At 62.1% G+C, this 18,402-nt stretch carries 12 protein-coding genes; 5 read left to right on the forward strand and 7 right to left on the reverse strand.

Annotated features, from left to right (window positions below; genetic code table 11):
• Positions 1-712 precede the first annotated feature (712 nt).
• The 5 genes from ACFVSJ_RS10275 (at position 713) to ACFVSJ_RS10295 (ending at position 7,805) form a co-directional block, all read left to right on the forward strand.
• Positions 713-1,483 carry an IclR family transcriptional regulator gene (locus ACFVSJ_RS10275; protein ID WP_387436540.1) on the forward strand — a complete coding sequence of 257 codons (771 nt, stop codon included), beginning with the start codon at positions 713-715 and terminating at the stop codon, positions 1,481-1,483.
• Positions 1,484-1,514: 31 nt separating this feature from the next.
• On the forward strand, positions 1,515-3,542 hold the full coding sequence (locus ACFVSJ_RS10280) for a hydantoinase/oxoprolinase family protein (RefSeq protein WP_387436542.1): 2,028 nt from the start codon (positions 1,515-1,517) through the stop codon (positions 3,540-3,542).
• Positions 3,539-5,227: a hydantoinase B/oxoprolinase family protein gene (locus tag ACFVSJ_RS10285; protein WP_387436544.1), complete on the forward strand. Its 1,689-nt coding sequence runs from the start codon at positions 3,539-3,541 to the stop codon at positions 5,225-5,227. The genes ACFVSJ_RS10280 and ACFVSJ_RS10285 overlap by 4 nt, the downstream gene beginning before the upstream one ends.
• A 71-nt stretch (positions 5,228-5,298) precedes the next feature.
• Positions 5,299-6,630: an MFS transporter gene (locus tag ACFVSJ_RS10290; RefSeq protein WP_387436546.1), complete on the forward strand. Its 1,332-nt coding sequence runs from the start codon at positions 5,299-5,301 to the stop codon at positions 6,628-6,630.
• The gene (locus ACFVSJ_RS10295) at positions 6,630-7,805 is read left to right on the forward strand and encodes an aspartate aminotransferase family protein (RefSeq protein ID WP_387436547.1); all 1,176 of its coding nucleotides are present in this window, start codon (positions 6,630-6,632) and stop codon (positions 7,803-7,805) included. The genes ACFVSJ_RS10290 and ACFVSJ_RS10295 overlap by 1 nt, the downstream gene beginning before the upstream one ends.
• 601 nt (positions 7,806-8,406) lie before the next feature.
• On the opposite strand, the gene ACFVSJ_RS10300 is transcribed toward ACFVSJ_RS10295, so the two are convergent.
• The 7 genes from ACFVSJ_RS10300 to ACFVSJ_RS10330 all read right to left on the reverse strand — a co-directional run bounded on the left by ACFVSJ_RS10300 (position 8,407) and on the right by ACFVSJ_RS10330 (position 18,399).
• Positions 8,407-9,102 (reverse strand): hypothetical protein, encoded by a 696-nt coding sequence (locus ACFVSJ_RS10300; protein ID WP_387436549.1) that lies wholly within the window; start codon positions 9,100-9,102, stop codon positions 8,407-8,409.
• Between the two features lie 154 nt (positions 9,103-9,256).
• Positions 9,257-10,717 carry an NAD-dependent succinate-semialdehyde dehydrogenase gene (locus tag ACFVSJ_RS10305; protein WP_387436550.1) on the reverse strand — a complete coding sequence of 487 codons (1,461 nt, stop codon included), beginning with the start codon at positions 10,715-10,717 and terminating at the stop codon, positions 9,257-9,259.
• A 2-nt stretch (positions 10,718-10,719) separates the two neighbouring features.
• A complete protein-coding gene (locus tag ACFVSJ_RS10310; protein WP_387436551.1) occupies positions 10,720-13,632 on the reverse strand; it encodes an FAD-binding and (Fe-S)-binding domain-containing protein in 2,913 nt (970 codons plus the stop codon).
• Positions 13,633-13,639: 7 nt separating this feature from the next.
• The gene (locus ACFVSJ_RS10315) at positions 13,640-14,917 is read right to left on the reverse strand and encodes an aspartate aminotransferase family protein (RefSeq protein WP_387436552.1); all 1,278 of its coding nucleotides are present in this window, start codon (positions 14,915-14,917) and stop codon (positions 13,640-13,642) included.
• A gap of 96 nt (positions 14,918-15,013) precedes the next feature.
• Positions 15,014-15,844 (reverse strand): haloacid dehalogenase type II, encoded by an 831-nt coding sequence (locus tag ACFVSJ_RS10320; protein ID WP_387436553.1) that lies wholly within the window; start codon positions 15,842-15,844, stop codon positions 15,014-15,016.
• A gap of 44 nt (positions 15,845-15,888) precedes the next feature.
• Positions 15,889-17,139, reverse strand: a complete 1,251-nt coding sequence (locus ACFVSJ_RS10325; protein WP_387436555.1) for an MFS transporter — start codon at positions 17,137-17,139, stop codon at positions 15,889-15,891.
• A gap of 30 nt (positions 17,140-17,169) precedes the next feature.
• Positions 17,170-18,399, reverse strand: coding sequence for an amidohydrolase family protein (locus ACFVSJ_RS10330; RefSeq protein ID WP_387436556.1), 1,230 nt, complete (start codon positions 18,397-18,399; stop codon positions 17,170-17,172).
• Between the last annotated feature and the right edge of the window lie 3 nt (positions 18,400-18,402).

The following is an 18,402-nucleotide window of genomic DNA, read 5'->3' on the forward strand; positions in this document are numbered from 1 at the left end:
GAACCGGCAAAAAGACGCGTGTGCATCGTCCACACGTTAGGCTCCCGACTGGCCCGTACGGCCGCCGGACTGGCCCGGATTGCCGATGTTTCCGCGACTTCCCAGCAATCACAAGGTTCGGAATCGCCTTCGAGTCCCACCTCGGGCACGGCATGACCCCTCGTCAGAGGGGTTTTTGCTTTTAACTGTGGACAAAGCTTGACATGTGCCTCTGCGTCATCGTCCCGGATGGTGCCTGGCCGCCGGGTGCGGCCTGTTCAGTTTGGGTGGGGGAGCGGGGGTCAGCGTCCTGGCCTCTTCATAGGTAGGGATGCTGAGCACGACATGACTTTGGGAACTTGTACCAAAGATCCTGACTGACGATCCTGCGGAGGAGTCTGGTCGAAACTAGCGAAACCACCGCTAGGGCTTCCTAGACATGTCGTCCATTGATCAATAGGTGGTCGGAGACTGAAATTGATTCGGCTAATCAGCCATGCGCGGCATCGACGCCATTCAAGTCTTCAACTGCGGCACCTCGCGCTGCAAGGCCCCGAATGAAGCGAACAACAGGGCCGAGGCCTATCAAGCCGGTTAGGGCCCGTCAGCTGGCCAGCCGCCTTCGAGACAGCAAAGACAATCGGAAACGCCTCGGCAACGCGAAAAAACTTGTTGACGCACCTCACATTTGTCCCTATCCTCTTTCAGAACTTACGAAAGGCGTTCGCATATTATGAACTCCACACCCAGGATTTCAAGTACTGTCAGCACGGCGTTGCGGATCCTTCGCCTGCTTTCCACCCGGCCTGAAGGCTTCCGGCTGAGCGATGTCGCTGAAGCTTGCGAGATCGGAAAGAGCAGTGCGCATGTCCTTCTCAGCACCCTCGTTGAGCAAGGATTTGTGCAGAAGTTAGCCTCGGGTAATTACGGGCTCGGTATCACCGCCTTTGAGGTTGGTTCGGCCGTTCCCGACAACGTCCGATTTGGCGGAGCGATCGCCCGTCCCATGCGGGAGCTGGCAGACATCTCCGGTGAATCGGTTTCGTTGGCTCTCCTGCACGGCCGCCACGCCGTAATGGTCCAACGATTCGAAAGCCGGCAGATCCTTCGGGCCGAGATCCGCATTGGGACTCGGATGCCGCTCTTCGCATGTGCCTCAGGGAAATACTTCCTCGCGCACATGACACTCGACGAGGTCAATTCGCTATACCCCAACAAAGAGCTTCCCCAAGGTGTTTCCTCCGCACAACTGCGTCTTAAATCAGCCTTGATCGAGCAGTTCGATGAGATCAGGCGCCGCAACTACGCCACAAACCTCGGAGAGTACGCCGACGGCATCAATGGTGTAGCGACAGGGGTCCGGAACGCATCCGGAGAGCTTGTAGCGGCACTAAGCATCGCAGGTCCGTCCAACCGATTCGACATTGATTCATGGACCGAACCTCTACTATCCACCGCGCACGCCATGACCCAGATTCACGCCAAGCGCGGCCAGGGAGTCTAACCCCAGTCTCCCCGCTATTGAAAGGAACCCGATGACGTACGTCGCCGGAATAGATGTCGGCGGCACGTTCACCGACGTGCTGCTTTACGAAGAAGACAAGCGCAAGCTGCGCCTTGCCAAGGTATTTTCCACCCCGGCCATGCAGGCCGACGGCCTTCTCAACGGACTGAACCAGTTTGGTGTACCGCTTTCAGAACTGGATGCACTCCTCCATGGAACAACAGTGGCCACCAATGCTGTGCTCGAACGCAAGGGAGCGCGTACAGCTCTTGTCACCACGCGAGGATTCCAAGACGTCCTGGAATTGCGCCGCCGGGACCGTCCCACAACTTACGGGCTCACCGGTCAGTACACGCCCCTCGTTCCCCGCTCACGCTCGTATGAACTCGACGAACGAATTGGCTCCGACGGTGAAGTCGTCACACCCCTCACAGAGGAGGCCTTGCGGGACCTGGTAACAGCATTGCGCCATGACGGAATTGAATCCGTGGCCGTATGCCTGATCAACAGCTACGCGAACAGCGCGCATGAAGCCAAGGTCGCGGACTTCCTTCAACGGGAGCTACCAGAGGTTGCTGTCTCCGTTTCCTACGAGATCTCCCCGCAGCTTGGGGAGTACGAGCGGGCCAGCACCACCGCGATCAATGCCTTTGTTACCAAGCAGATGTCCCTCTACCTTGGCACCGTTCAGGATCGGATGCTTGCTCAAGGGTTCAACCACGATGTCTTGGTCATGCAGTCCAACGGCGGCGTCATTCCAGCCAAGCAAGCAGGCAAATACGCTGTCCGGACACTGTTGTCCGGTCCAGCGGCAGGTACGGTGGCAGCAGCCCACTTCGGAAAGGCTGCCGGTCTGCCCGACGTCATCTCCTGCGATATGGGTGGCACCAGCTTCGACGTCGCGCTCATTCCCGCCGCCGCTCCCGCGGTGACCAGTGAGAGTGAAATCGAATACGGACTCCCGTTGAAACTGCCCATGATCGACATCAAGACGATTGGAGCAGGCGGCGGATCAATAGCCAGCATCGATCGGGCGGGGATTCTCCAAGTCGGCCCTGAAAGCGCAGGTTCCTTCCCTGGCCCTGCGTGTTACGGCCGCGGCGGCGCCCGGCCAACGATCAGCGATGCCAACATGGTTCTGGGCCGGATCGCAGCGACTCAAACACTCGGAACCCAGGATGGCTTCCAGCTCGACTACGACGCCGCTTGGATCGCTATCGAGAACGATGTTGCCATCCCACTAGGCCTTAGCGTTCCCGATGCGGCGTTGGCCATTGTCCGTATTGCCAATGAAATGATGGCCAACGCCATCCGCATGGTCAGTGTCGACAAAGGCCACGACCCAAGGAAGTTCTCCCTGGTTGGGTTCGGCGGTGCCGGTCCGCTGCATATCGCTGAGCTTGCCCGATCCATCGGGGCGAATTCGGTCATCATCCCTCCTCATCCGGGCGCCCTCAGCGCTTTCGGATGTCTGATGGGAGATATCAAGTACGACTTCATGACCGCTGTTACCTCGGATGTCCGCAAGTGTTCACCTGGGGACGTGCAGGCTACCCTCGCCGGCCACCGGGAGGAAGGCGAAGGAAAACTTCATTCGGAAGGCTTCGGAACCACCGACATCGAGGTAGAACACATCGCAGTACTCAGCTATGCAAAGCAGATGTACACCATAGATGTTCCTCTGGGCGCCCAGGAAAGCGATTGGACTCCCGAGGCACTGACCGACGCTTTCCTGGCCAAGTACGCAGAAACATTCGGCAGCCGCCAACGAAGCGGTGCGATCAACCTCGTCTCTCTTCGCACGGTGGTCACCGGCCTGCGAAAGGATGTCGACTTTGAAGCGCCGCAACCAGTACCCGGTGGGGAAGGGTCCCGGACGGTCATCTTCGACGACGGCGAACATGAAGTGCCCGTCCTGCGGCGCGAATCCTTCGTCGAAGGGCAGGTCATCGAAGGCCCCGCAGTCATCAACCAAACCGACACCACGACTATCCTGCCTCCCCGCAGCGTCGCGGTTGTCCAAGCCAATGGAAGTCTCGTAGTTGAGGTATCAGCATGACTCACGAAATTGACCCCCTGACCCTGGCCGTCATCCGTGGCCGACTTGAACAGATCGCTGATGAGATGGACACGGTCTTCGAGCGCATGGCTTTCTCCCCGGTCATCTCCGATGCCTGGGACCGCGCCGACGGGATCTACTCGGCCACTGACGGAAGCATGATCGTCCAAGGCCACCGCGGACTGCCGATCTTCGTCGGAACCATGCAATACACGGTTGCCTCTGTGATCGAGCAGATCGAGGAACTCGCTCCCGGAGACACCTACCTCATCAACGACCCGTTCGCGGGTGGAACGCACATCATGGACACCAAACTCGTGCGTCCCTACTACTACAAGGGTGAGCTGTTCGCCTTTCTGGCGAACACAGGTCACTGGCCCGACCTTGGCGGAAGGGTCCCTGGCGGATTCGGGGCATCGGCAAGCGACTGTTACCAGGAAGGGCTTCGCATCCCTGCGGTGAAGCTCTTCAGGGAAGACGTGCTCCAAACCGACATCGTTCGCTTGGTTCAGAGCAACTCCCGGATCCCCGAAGATGTCATGGGAGACATCGACGCCCAGGCTACCGCCCTCCGCGTCGGTGACAACCGGCTGACCGAGCTGCTCAACGAATACGGTGTGGAAACCGTCAACGCCGTCATCGGACAGTTGCGCGACCGCAGCGAAACGCAGATGCGGTCCTACATCTCGGATATTCCCGACGGACTCTACTCCTTTGTCGAAGTAATGGACAACGATGGAATCACCGATGAACCGCTCAGGGTCGACGCACGGCTGACAATTCGCGGCGACGAAATGGATATCGACTTCAGCCATTCCTCCGCCCCCTGCACCGGACCGATGAACTCCGTGAAAGCGGCAACTATTTCCAGCACCTTGGTGGCCATCAAGCATGTATTCCCGGACATCCCCATCAACTCGGGCATCTTGGCTCCCTTGAACTTCAACCTGCCCGAGACCGTCTTTCTCAACGCCTTGCCTCCCCGCCCGGTCGCGGGATGCGCAGCTGAAACCAGCCAGCGCATCATCACCGCAGTCATGGGCGCTCTGGCAAGCGCCGTCCCGGAGAGGGTCCCGGCAGGATCATCAGCGACCGTGAACAACCTCTCGATGGGAGGCACCGACGAAGACGGAAACCAGTACGTGATGTATGTCTTCCTTGGCGGCGGCTACGGAGGACACCTCAACGGAGACGGCCTCTCCAACGGTTGCTCGCTGATGAGCATCGGCCGTGTTCAGTCCATCGAAACCCTGGAACAGCGCTACCCCGTGCGGTTCAACCGTTACGGGCTGCGTGAAGGTTCGGCCGGGAGCGGGGCCACCCGAGGTGGATTCGGTGTTCACTTCGAGTTCGAACTAACGGCCGAGCAGGCCCAAGCCAGCCTGCTCGGCGATCAATCAAAGACCCCGCCGGTTGGACGCGCCGGCGGAGACAACGGACTGCCGTCATCACCCTGGTTCCAACTCGACGGCAAAAAAGTCGTTCTCCCCATGGTCAGTAAGGGAGAGAACGTTGGACTCAAGAAGGGAGACATTGTCTGTCTCCGTACTCCTGGAGGGGCAGGATATGGGGACCCGGCCAAACGCACACAGGAAGCCATTGCACGAGATATCGAAAATGGCTACCTATCACCCGAAGCATCGGCTGAACCAACCGATGCCCTCATAGATCTCGTCCAGATCTGAACACCCCAACCGGTGGCAGCTGAAGCTGCAACTTCAGCTGCCACCACCCACCCATTCTGATAGGACATGCAGTGAGTGATCTCATGTTATCCGCCAAGGAGCAGCAGCAAACCCTGAAGAAGGCCATCATCGGAAGCCTTGTCGGTACCACACTGGAGTGGTACGACTTCTTCCTCTACGGCTCCGCTGCCGCCTTGGTTTTCAACAAGGTCTTTTTCCCTTCCTTTGACCCCGTGACCGGCACGCTACTGGCCTTCCTCACCTTCGCCATGGGATTCGTCGCCCGCCCCTTGGGCGGCGTCATCGCCGGACACTTTGGCGACAGGATCGGCCGGAAGAACATCCTGCTCTTCACCATCTCCCTGATGGGAGCCTCGACCGTGGCCATCGGCCTCTTGCCCGGCTATGACGCCGTCGGCATCCTGGCGCCAATCCTGCTCATCGTGACCCGGATGATCCAGGGCCTGGCCCTGGGCGGTGAATGGGCCGGCGGGGCCCTCATGATCGCAGAACGCGCACCAGACGCACGAAGGGGCTTCCTTACCAGCTTCGTCCAAGTCGGCGTCCCCATCGGTACCCTCCTGAGCACCGGGGTGCTCTTCCTGATGTCGGCGATTCAAAGCAACGACCAGTTCATCGCCTGGGGCTGGCGCGTGCCGTTCATCCTCTCCGTCGTGGTCGTCTTCATCGGCATCTATATCCGACGCCAAGTCTCCGAAAGCCCGGCCTTCCTGGCACTGGAAGAAAGCCGGACAGAAAAACCCAAACGGCCACCCATCGTTGAAGTCTTCCGCAGACAGTCCGGAGAAGTCTTCAAGATCGTCGGCATCCGAGCCGGCGCCGACATCGTCTACTACACCTGCGTCACGTTCACGCTGACCTACGTCGCGCAAACTCTGGGCCTTCCCCGGGAGATTGGCCTGATCGCCAGCCTGATCGCAGCAGCCATGCAGATCTTCACCTACCCGGCCTTCGCCGCCTTGAGTGATAAATATGGCCGTCGCCGCATCACTGTTATCGGTGCCGTCGGCTGCCTGGCCTGGATCTTCGCGTTCTTCCCCATGCTCGATACCAAGAGCAGTGTGCTCATCGTCCTCGGCGTCGTCCTGGGCCTTTTCTTCCACTCGGCCATGTACGGCGTACAGGCATCCTGGATCTGCGAACTATTCGACACCGAACACCGATACAGCGGCGCCTCCATCGGATACCAACTCTCCGGCATTGTCGGGGGCAGCCTCGCGCCAACAATCTCTCTCTGGCTGCTAAGTACCTTCCATTCAACCTTGTCGATCCAGATCTATGTAGGCTTGGGCTGCCTAATCGTGGCACTGACTGCATTGGCAACCAGGGAAACACGCGGCACCGGGATCCAGCCAGTTGCACCGGGTAAGGAGGCCGAATAATGACAGGTGTCCAGCTAGCGACGAACTCAAGGCTTTTCGAGGAAGCCCTTCGGGTCCTCCCCGGCGGAAATACCCGTTCGACCCTATTCGTCCCACCGAGCGCACCCTATGCCGCTGCCGGGGAGGGCGCCTACGTCACCGACGTTGACGGCCACAGGGTCATCGACTGCAACAACAACTACACCTCCCTGATTCACGGTCACAAGTTCCGGCCGGTACTCGACAAAGTTCACGAGGTCATCGAAGAAGGTACCTCGTTCGGTCTACCCACGGAATCCGAGATCCGATTGGCCCAAGAGCTCAGCCGGCGATTGCCCTCCTCCGAACAGTGGCGCTTCGTCAATTCAGGCACTGAAGCGGTCATGCAGGCTATGAGGATCGCGAGAGCGCACACCGGCAGGGACATCATTGTCCGCTTCGCCGGAAGCTACCACGGGACATCTGACGCGGTCATCGATCCCTCCATGCCGGGCGTACCTCGCAGCGTGGCCGATTCGGTGATTACCCTGCCGATCGGAGACGCGGAGTCATTCACAAGTCTGTTTCGGGAGCGGGGCCGGGATGTGGCAGCCGTCGTAATCGACTTGATGCCAAACCGAGCTGGCCTCAAGCCCGCCGACGAATCATTCGTGACACTGGTCCGTGAACAAACCAGAGCACACGATGCCCTGCTCATCATCGATGAAGTCATAACATTCAGATCCGGCTTCGGAGGATTGCAGGGCGTTTACGGTGTTGAGCCTGACCTGACAACGTTGGGCAAAGTCATTGGTGGTGGTTTCCCCGTCGGAGCTGTCGGTGGAAAGGCCACCATCATGGCAACAACGAACCCAGCCTTGCCAGGCACAGTCGCCTGGGGCGGAACCTTCAGCGCCAACCCCGTAACCATGAATGCAGGATTGACCGCATTGGACTACTTCCGTCAGGACACCATCGAAAAACTCAATAGCCAAGGCAACGCTTTGCGGGAGGGATTGCTGCAAGCAGGAATTGAGTGTTCCGGATTCGGATCGCTCATCCGAATCTTTCCCAAGGATATGAACGCTGCATGGTGGCGCGCTTACCGTGAGGGGATCCTGCTCGGAACATCAGGACTGATCGCACTGTCCACCGCCATGGATGACGCCATTATCGAAAATATCCTTCAAGGCATCATCAAGGCATACAGAAACTGACTCGAAAATCCAGGTTGGCCCATCCGCAAAGGCCGGGCCAACCTGGACTGTAACGACTCCTGCACGACGGCGCGGAACGGCGGTCGCTGATCCCGGTATATACGGCCCATCGAGGGCGACGTCGCTTTCAAGAGAGCTGCAAGCCCTGCAAAGGCGCAGAAGTCCCAGATTCTATCTGCCGGTAATGATATGCCCGGGTGAACGAACACGGACGCGGCGAACCATGAGCGCCCACAATCGGATTCAAGCTGAATGATCGTGGTGCCGATAGCGGCGAAACGAGGACCGCCCGGCAATTGTCGATTTTGGGCTACGTGGATTCTATTGGTCCAGGGACCACAGCTTCCAAAGAAGCAGCACGGGATGCCGTGGTGTTGGCGTACCGTCTGGTGTTCCCACCTGTGGGTCCGCGGTGCCGTGTGGGTTGCTGTGGCGCGGAAACGTGGTCGTTAAGAAGTGATATTTCTGCCAGAGGATCATGGATAGCTGTACTGGTTCGTGCTTCATGACGCTACTTTCAGCGGTCGCTGCTCCCCGCCTCAGATGATGAGGTCGCCCGGTTGGGCCGGTTCGAAAGGATCGGAGCCTTGGTTTCTCTTTTTCATCTCGCACATTCCCGGGGGATGGATTCGCTGAGTTGTTGAGGGGCCGCGTGTTGAAATCTGACAACGTCTCCGATGTGGAGCGGTTGCGGCCGTGTGGTCCCGCGTTGTACTACCCGCCCAATCTGGTATTCGTTGCTGAAGCCTCCGAGCGCGGCGATGGTAACGCCGACATCAGAGAGGAGAAGCGTGCCGGGCAACACGGCTTTATGGGCCCGGCAAGCGTGAGACAGGGCCGGCATGGCTTTGGATGCGGTGACGTCGACGACGGGGGCTGCAGTAGGAGCCGTGAGCGACGCTACGACGTGTCCTGTTCGGCAAAGACGGCGAATCAGCCCGGTCTCTGAGGTACCCAGCAGCAAGCCCGCCACAGGCAGATCGATGCTGCCGGGGCCGTCAAAGGCCACGGAGAGGCTGTGGATGCGGGCCGTATGATCACCTCGCGCGAAGTGGACAGCGGCGTCGGCGGCGGTGAGCATGTCTTCGAGATCCGCAGGGTCCACGATCCGCGCGTCATATCCGATGTGGAGTCGGTCTTTGAGCGCACGGATTCGTGTGACTCCCAAGAGGTTGAGGGATTCGACCATGTCCCGCAAGGCCAGGAGGTATCTGCCGTGCTCGGATGGGTGACCGACCTTCATGATGAGGTGCCCGGGTCGTGCAGGTAGGAAGGTAATCCCCGCTGGGTCGGACATGGGATCGTCCTTCCTGTTTGATGGGTGCGGACCGCACCGATTGAACACAGTGCCATGTGCAATCGGTACGGTCCGCGGTCTGTTGGCGGCCCTGAGCACGGGTCGCGGCGGGCCTAAGCCCTTGCAGCAGCGACGGTTGTCGCCGGATGCGTGCTTACTGGAAAGGGATGAAGGTGTACTTGTACTCGAGGAACTCGTCGATGCCCAGTACGCCGCCCTCACGGCCGATGCCCGAAGCCTTTACGCCGCCCAGCGGCGCTGCGACGTCGGAGATGATGCCGGAGTTGATACCGACCATGCCGACTTCCAATCGGCGTGCCACGCGGTGGGCCCGGCCGAGGTCGTTGGTCATCAGGTATCCGGCCAGCCCATAGGCGGTGTCGTTGGCGAGGGCAACGGCGTCGTCTTCGTCGGTGAAGGTGATGATCGGGGCGACCGGCCCGAAGATCTCTTCCTGGGTCAGTCGGGCATCGCGGGTCACGTTCGCCAGCACGGTGGGCGGGTAGAACGATCCGGGGCCTTCCGGAATGGTCCCGCCGACACGGACTTCTGCGCCGCGTGTGACGGCGTCATTGACCAGGGACTGGATGCGTTCGACGCTGGCCTGATCAATCATGGGCCCGACATCCGTGCCCTCTTCAAAGCCATTGCCCACCCGGAAGGAGGCGAACCGTTCAACCAGTTTGGCCGTGAGCTCCTCGGCGATGCTTTCGTGGACCAGGACGCGGTTGGCTGCGGTGCAGGCCTCACCCATGTTGCGCATCTTCGCTGCGGTGATCTCGGTGACCGCCTGGTCCAGATCGACATCCTCGAAGACGATGAACGGGGCGTTGCCTCCGAGCTCGAGCGAGGTGCGGATCATGTGGTCCGAGCACTGGCCGTGCAGCTTGGAGCCGACGAAGGTGGATCCGGTGAAGGAGAGGTGACGGACGAGGCCTTCGGCGAGCAGGGGAGCGACCAGGGCGCTGGAGCTGGAGGTGGTCACCACGTTGATTGTTCCGGCCGGGGCACCGGCTTCTTCGAAGATCTTTGCCAGGAAAAGCATGGTCAGCGGGGTTTTCTCGGCGGGTTTGACGACGACGGCGCAGCCGGTCGCGATGGCGGGGGCGATCTTGCGGGCGCCCATGGCCAATGGGAAGTTCCACGGGGTGATCAGGAGGGAGGCGCCGATGGGTTCGCGGGAGAGGACGATTTGTCCGCGGCCGCTGGGGGATTCGGCGTGTGAGCCTTGGACTCGGACGCCTTCCTGGGCGTACCACTGCAGGTAGCCGGCAGAGTAGTCGATCTCGCCGCGGGCTTCAGCCAGGGGCTTGCCCATCTCTGCGGTCATGATCGTGGCGAGTTCTTCTTTGGAGGCCAGCAGCAGTTTGTGAGCGTCGAGGAGGATGTCTGCACGGGCACGGGAGGACAGGGCTGCGAAAGCGTCCTGCGCGGCGTTGGCGGCGTCAACTGCGCGGCGTCCGTCTTCGGGACCGGCATCGGGGATTTCGGCAATGAGTTCGCCGGTCGCGGGGTTGTGCACCTGGATGCGGGGCCGGTCGGGAAGGTCTTCCCAGTTTCCGTTGATGAACAGTTCGGTCTTCAGCCCCACGGGGGCCTGCGCGGTGGTGGTCATGGTCATCCTTCAGTCTTGTGGGTGGTCTGGGGGTCGAGGAGTTCTGCAAGGTGCAGGCTTTTGCGTTCGGGTTCGAGCTGCTTGACCTGCATGGCGCAGCTGAAGCCGTCGGCGAGGACGGGAATGTCGGCAGGCGTTTTGGCCAGGGCCGGTACCAAGGCTTGTTCGGCGACCTTCATGGAGATGTCGTAGTGGTTGGCTTCGAAGCCGAAGTTCCCGGCGACGCCACAGCAGCCCGTGGCTTCGTTGACGTTGGCGACGCCGAGGGCTGCCAGGGCCTTCCGTTGGACGGTGGCTCCGAAGGTGGAGTACTCGTGGCAGTGGGTTTGCACCGTGACATCGGTCGGTACTGCGGGTGGTGTCCATCCGCCGTCGACCCATTCCTTTACCGCTTCAGCGAAGCTGCGAATCCTGTGGGAGACGCGTTCTGCCGCTTCGGTGCCGAGCAGTTCGGGGGCATCCTTCTTCAAGGCCGCTGCGCAGCTCGGTTCGATGACGACGATGGGGGCGTCGGTTCCGTCGTCGAGCTTTGCTACTGCTTTGCCCATGAGCTTTTTGGCGGTGTCCAGTTGGCCGGTGGAGATCCAGGTCAGGCCGCAGCAGGCATCGGATTCGCAGCCGACGGTGCGGCCCGTGCTTTCCATGACCCGTGCGGCTGCCCCGGCCACTTCGGGCCTGAAGCCCTTGGTGAAGGAGTCCACGAACAGGACTGCATCGGCAGGGGTGGATGGATTCGCGTAGGGTGCCAGTTCTTTGCGGAGCATGGCGCGGGAGGCGAACTTGGGCATTTTCCGGTGGGTGGTCAGCCCGCCTGCTGCGGCCACGACCTTGCCCAGCGGGCTAGCCAGGACCAGGTTCACGAGCGGGCTGATAAGTGTGGTCAGTTTCAGCCAGCGCGGCAACCAGCCGAGGGAGAAGTGCGACATCGGACGGACTTTGCCCTCGTAGTAGTGGGAGAAGAACTCCGACTTGTACGTGGCCATGTCCACCCCGGCGGGGCAGTCGTTGGAGCACGCTTTACACGCCAGGCACAGGTCCAGTGCTTCGCGGACGTCCTCGGATTTCCAGCCCTCATCGATGCTGCGTGCACCGCGGACCATGTCCTGGAGTACGCGGGAGCGTCCCCGGGTGGAGTCTTTCTCGTCGCCGGTGGCCCGGTAGCTGGGGCACATGACCCCGCCGGCGTCGGAACGGCATCGTCCCACCCCGATACAGGCTTGGACGGCGTGCACCCAGGCATCGGCGCCGGCAGCTGCGGCTTCGACGGGCCGGAGTTCGAAGTGGGTCCGCCATTCACGGTCCGGGATCCCTTCGAGGGCGAGGTTTTCCTCGATGGCGTCGGCGTCGGTGATGGAGCCGGGATTCAACAGTCCGGCCGGATCCCACAGCTTCCGGTAGGTGCCGAACGCAGAGATCATTTCGGGGGAGTACATGACGGGTAGGAGTGCCGAGCGGGCGCGCCCGTCGCCGTGCTCGCCGGAGAGCGAACCGCCGTGCCGGACCACGAGTTCCGCGGCGGCCTGGCTGAACTTGCTGAACACGATCCGGCCTGCGTCGCTGCGCAGGTCGTAGGTGATGCGGATATGCATGCAGCCGGCACCGAAATGGCCGTACATGATGCCGGTCAGGCCATACTCGGCCAGCAATTCCCGAAAGTCTGCCAGGTAGGCGGCGAGATTTTCCGGTGCCACGGCAGAGTCTTCCCATCCGGCTTGGGATTCTCCGCCGCTGGCCGGTCGGGAGGAGAGGCCGGCGCCGTCTTCACGGACGCGCCACAGGGTGGCCCGTTCGGTGGTGTCGGGGACGGCGCGGCCGTCCACGAGGCGGCCGTTGGCTGCAAGCCGGTGAATGAGCTGGTCCGCTTCGGCGGCGACGTCTTCGGGGTTGTCCCCGTCCAGGTCGACGTAGAGGAAGGCTTTGCCGTTGGGTAGCCCGAGCACGGAGTCCTCGCCCCGGCGCATCCGCATTGTGTCGACGATGGCCTCGTCGATGCCTTCAACGGCGGCGGGGGAGAACTCAAGGATGGTTTCGATGTCTTTGGCAGCGTCCACGACGTCCGCGTAGCCGAGGCAGACCAGCAGGGCGCTGGGCGCTTTGGGGACGAGCTTCATCCTGGCACGCACGACGACCGCGCAGGTTCCTTCGGTACCGACCAAGGCCCGGGCGAGGTTCAGGCCGTTTTCTGGCAGGAGGTTGGCCAGGTGGTAACCGGAGACCTGCCGCTGGATACGACCCAGCTCGACGCGGAACGCGGCGAGGTGGTCCTGGGCCAGCTGCTTTAGCTCCTCGCCGAGTTCGAAGGCCCGCGAGACAGAGAACGCGTCCGAGGTGTCGGTGGCGCGCAGGCCGGTGGAAGTCGCGGTGAGTCGGGCACCGTCAGTCGTGATGACGTCAATCTCTTCGACGTGGTCGGAGGTGCGTCCGTAGCGTACGGAGTGGTTGCCGCAGGCGTCGTTGCCGATGGAACCGCCGATGGTGGCACGGTTCTTTGAGGACGGGTCGGGAGCGAAAGTCAGCTTGCCGCCGGTCGCCTTTTCAGTCTCCCGGGTCAGGTGGGAAAGGATGACGCCGGCTTCGACGTCGGCGGTCCCCGCGGTCTCGTCGATGGAAAGGATCCGGTCCATGTGCCGGGAAAAGTCCAGCACGATGCCGGGTCCAATGGCGTTGCCGGCCATCGATGTTCCTCCGCCCCGGCTTATCACGGGCGTTGCTGTTTCGCGGCAGGCGCCAACGACCTCGACGACGTCGTCCACGGTGCGTGGAAAAACGACGGCAATGGGCGGTACCCGGTAGTTGGACGCATCATAGGAGTACGCGGCCAACCGGTGGCCTGAAGAGTCCACGGGTACGCCTGAGGCTTCAAGCCGGACGAGGATCTGGGCGCGCTCCGGAGCGGAGAGAACATCGTGGGTCATGACGTGCCTAGACTCCGGCGGTGGCCGGTACTGCGCCGACGACGGCGCCTACTGCTGCTTCGAAGCGCTGGAGACCAGCTTCGATTTCGCTTTCGGTGACGACGAGGGCAGGGATGAGGCGGACCACGTTGCCTTCGGGTCCGCAGGTCAGGGACAGCAGGTCCTGGTCGATGGTGGCCTGCTGGACGGCCGCGGCGGTGGCTGCGTCCGGGGTGCCGTCGGCGGTGGTGAACTCGATGCCCTGCATCAGGCCCAGGCCGCGGACGTTGCCGATGACGGGGAAACGGGACTGGATGGCTTTCAGGCCGGCCTGCAGCTGCAGGCCGCGGACGCGGGCGTTCTCCACAAGTCCTTCTTCTTCGACGACACCGAGGGTTGCCACGCCGGCCGCTGCGGCCACGGCATTGCCGCCGTAGGTGCCGCCCTGGGATCCGGGCCATGCCTTGGACATGGTCTCGGTGGACGCCGCGATTGCAGAAATCGGGAAGCCCGACGCGATGCCCTTGGCGGTGATGATGATGTCCGGAGTTGCAGTGGAGTATTGGTGGCCCCAGAACTTACCGGTGCGGCCAACGCCTGCCTGGACCTCGTCGAAGATGAGCTTAATGCCGTGCAGGTCGGCGCGTTCGCGCAAGCCTTCCATGAACGCCGGCGGGGTGGGCAGGTAGCCACCGTCGCCAAGGGCCGGTTCGATCAGGAACGCGGCGGTGTCGTTGGGTGCGGTGCGGGTCTTGAGCAGGTAGTCCAGTTCCTGGAGGGCGAACTCGACGGCGGTTGCTTCGTCCCAGCCGTAGCGGTAGGCGTACGGGAACGCGGACATGTGCACGCCGGCCATGAGCGGTGAGTATCCAGCGGAGAACTTGGTGCCGGCGGTGGTCAGGGATGCGGCAGCGACGGTGCGGCCGTGGAAGCCGCCCTGGAAGACGACAATGTTGGGTCGTCCGGTGGCCATGCGGGCCAGACGGATCGCGGCCTCGACTGCCTCGGAACCGGAGTTGGCGTAGAAGACGGAATCCAGGCCGGTGGGGAGGACTTCCCCGAGCTTCTCGGTCAGTTCCAGCAGGGGCTGGTGCATGACGGTGGTGTACTGGGCGTGGATGATCTTGCCGACCTGTTCGCGGGCGGCGGCGACGACCTTCGGGTGACAGTGGCCGGTGCTGGTCACGCCGATGCCGGTCGTGAAGTCCAGGTACTCCCGGCCGTCGGTGCCGTAGATCCAGCTGCCGAGAGCATGGTCCACCACGACGGGGGTGGCTTGCTTGAGGATGGGGCTAAGGGAAGTCATCGGATGTACCAATCGTTTGGATAGTGGTGCGGCCAGCACCCGGGTACCGCCGCTAGGGGCCTCAGGGTGCTGGCCGCGGATCGGGTAAGCCGGAGCTTAGTTCGACGCGACCGTCTGCGGGACGGCGGCGTCAGCGAATTCGGCCATGGAGTTGAACGTCCAGTCGGGGCTGACTTCGGCGCCGGGGTCGGGGGTTGCGCCCCAGCCCGGAGCGTTATGGCGGCGGTTGATCCAGACGCCCTTCAGGCCGGCAGCCTTGCCCGGAACATGGTCGTGGAACAGGCTCTGGGCCACGTGCAGGACCTTGAGGCCTTCGCTGTCGACGTAGGCGTTGAGGGCGCCGAAGTTCCGCTGGTTCGGCTTGTAGCTGCCGACCTCTTCGGCGGTGATGATCCGGTCGAATTCGACACCGAGGCGGGCGTTGCTGCCTTCGAAGCTCTTCTTGTCGATGTTGGAGAGGATGATCAGCTTGAAGCGGGTCTTGAGCTTGCGCAGCGCTTCGACTGAATCCGGGAAGGCGGGCCATTCCGGGACCGAGGAGCCGAGCTTCTCAGCGTCTGCGTCGGACACCGGGATACCCAGCTTGGCGCCGGTTGCGCGGAACGCTTCGGCCAGGACCTGGGGGTAGAGGGTGGTCGGGTGTTCCTTTTCGATACGGGCTTCTTCGTCCGCGTAGGCCAGGAGAAGGTCTTCGTCGGTCAGTTCGGGACGAGTTGCGCGGCCCCAGGGTCCGAGAACGGCGGCGATGCCGGCTTCCCAGTCAATCAGAGTCCCGTAGCAGTCGAAGCTAAGGGCGTCGAATTCTTCGAACATGTTCTTTCCCTTTTGTTTGTCGTTGTTGGCCCCGGTCGGGGCTTGCGCGGTGTCCGGCGTTTGCGGAAGCGGGTCCCGCCGGGTCAGGATGTGGCGCTGACCACCTGAATCCATAATGATCGTCCACATCAAGATTGTCAACAATCCTACGAAAAATATTAGTGGGTGGCGAGGATATCCTTGTTCTTCGTTTCCGGCAGCGCCCAGACGGCGAGCAGTGCCAGGGTTGCCCCGACGGCACCTACAGCCATGATGGAGTTTCCCAGTCCGATGGAGGCGGAAAACAGGCCGATGGACAGTGGGCCGAAAGCGGCCACGCCGCGGCCTACGTTGTAGGCGAATCCTTGTCCGGTGGCGCGCATTTCGGTCGGGAAGAGTTCGGCCAGGAAGGCGCCCAGGCCGCCGGCCTGGCCGGAGGCGAAGAAGCCGAGCAGGAAACAGATGGGCAGGGCGATGAACGGCTGCGCCACCGGTGTCAGCACGAACAGGACGATGGAGGCGATGGAGGCGAGGAAGAAGAAAGCGAAGGTAGGGCGGCGGCCGAACCGGTCGTGGATGTGGCCCGAAATCAGGTAGCCAAGGAACGACCCGGCGATGACAACCCAGGTGTAGCCAGCGGTGCCGACCACACTCATTCCCCGCTCGGTTTTCAGGAACGAGGGAAGGAAGACAAAGACGGAGTAGTAGATGCCCTGGACGCCCATGCCCAGAAGGGTGGCCAGGAGGGTGGTGCGTATCTGGGAGCGGCTGAAGAGCATCGTCAATGGAAGCTTGGTGCCTTTGGGCTTCTTCGTGACCTGGACCTTGTCCTTGACGGTGCGGCGGATCCAGAAGGCGACGATGGCCGGTATGACGCCGATAAAGAACAGGTAGCGCCAGCCGACGGCCGGATCGGCCATGGAGAAGACCCAGAGGTAGATGGCGGTGGACAGTGCCCAGCCGAGGGCATAGCAGCTGTGGATGGCAGAGAGGATGCGGCCGCGTTTGTGGGCCGGTGCGTATTCGGAGACGAGGGCTGCACCAACAGCCCATTCGGCGCCGAAGGCGAGGCCTTCGAGGACTCGCCAGATGGCGAACTGGGTGACGTCCTGGGAGGTTGCGGTCAGGCCAGTGAAGAGACAGTAGCCCAGAATGACCCAGGTCAGGGTCCGGACGCGGCCGAACCGGTCTGCCAGGACGCCGCCGAGGGCGCCGCCGACGGCGGAGGCGACGATGCTGATGGCGGTGATCCAGCCCGCGGTGGCGGAGGTGAATCCGAGGACCGGGCCGACGGCGGTGAGAGCGAAGCCGTAGATTGTCCAGGTCAGGCCGTCCAGGCCCCAGCCGATGCCGGCGGCGACGTAGGCCTTTTTGGCCTGGCTTTGTTCGAGCGCTTCCGGAGGGGAAATCGCGGTGCTTTGACTTTGCATGTCTATGTTCCTTGTTGTTGGGGGAGTGAGCTAGGCGTTGCGTCGATCCCGGAGGATTCGGCCTTCGCTTAGGACCAGCTGGAAGGTGGATTTGTCCTGCAGTGTGGTGATGTCGGCCAGCGGGTCGCGGGAGAGAACCACCAAGTCGGCGAGTTTGCCTTCGGTGATGGTGCCGAGGTCCTGATCCATGCCGATCAGTTCGGCATTGGTGCGGGTGCTTGCTTCGAGGGTGCCCAGTGCACCGAGCACCCGCGCCTTCAGTTCGAGTTCGTAGGTCTTGTAGCCCTGATGGGGCCCCAGTACGTCCGAACCTGAGGCGATTTTGACGCCGCGGTCTTTGAGGATTTCCAGCGCCTCGTAGGCGGTTCCAAGGACTTTCTTGACCATCGTGACCTGGTCTTCGGGCATGCCGCCGGCAAGGCCGTCGCGCAGGAGCAACTCGTAGGTCGCGACGGTGGGGACAGCGAAGGTGCCCGATTCGCGCATGGCGTCTGCTGCCTCCTCGTCCACGCCGTTGCCGTGTTCGATGCTGCGGATACCTGCTGCGACGCAGGCCAGGATGGACTGTGGAGTGTAGGCGTGGGCCATGACGTATTTCTCTTGGGCCCGGGCTTCGTAAACGATGGCCCGCATCTCCTCGTCCGTGAACTGGGTGTGGTCCACACTGTCGGTGGGGGAGGTGCAGCCTCCACTGGCCATGATCTTGATCTGGTCCGCACCCCGGCGCAATACTTCGCGGGCAGCACGCCGGCACCCGTCAGGGCCATCGGCGACCAAGCCTGGGTGGTAGATCCCGTCCGCCCGCCGGTAGTCGTCCTCTTCACGGGTGCGGAAGTCGCTGTGGCCTCCGGTCTGGCTGAGCGGGGCGATGGCCAGGTGCATCCGGGGTCCTTCGGCGCTGCCTTCGAGGACGGCCTGCTTGAAGCCGTAGTCCGTGAACCCGGCGTCGCGGATGGTGGTGATGCCGTAGTCGAGGCATTCGCTAAGGGCCCGGAAGCCGCGGGCGGCGTTCACTGCCGTTGGCAGGAGGTGGACCTTGTTCAGGTAGTCCCCGGCGGAAATGTGGGTGTGGGCGTCGATGAGACCCGGGATGACAGTCATACTGGTGCAGTCGATGACGGTGGCCTCGGTGCTCTGGATAGCGGTGCGTGAGACTCGGGAAATCCGGGTCCCGTCCACGCGGATGAACGCGTTCTCGATGGGGTCGGTTCCGTCGGCGGTGATGACCGTGGCGTTGGCCAAAATAAGTGTGGATGACATGTC

Source organism: Paenarthrobacter sp. NPDC058040 (genome assembly GCF_042885775.1).
Classification (GTDB): Bacteria; Actinomycetota; Actinomycetes; order Actinomycetales; family Micrococcaceae; genus Arthrobacter.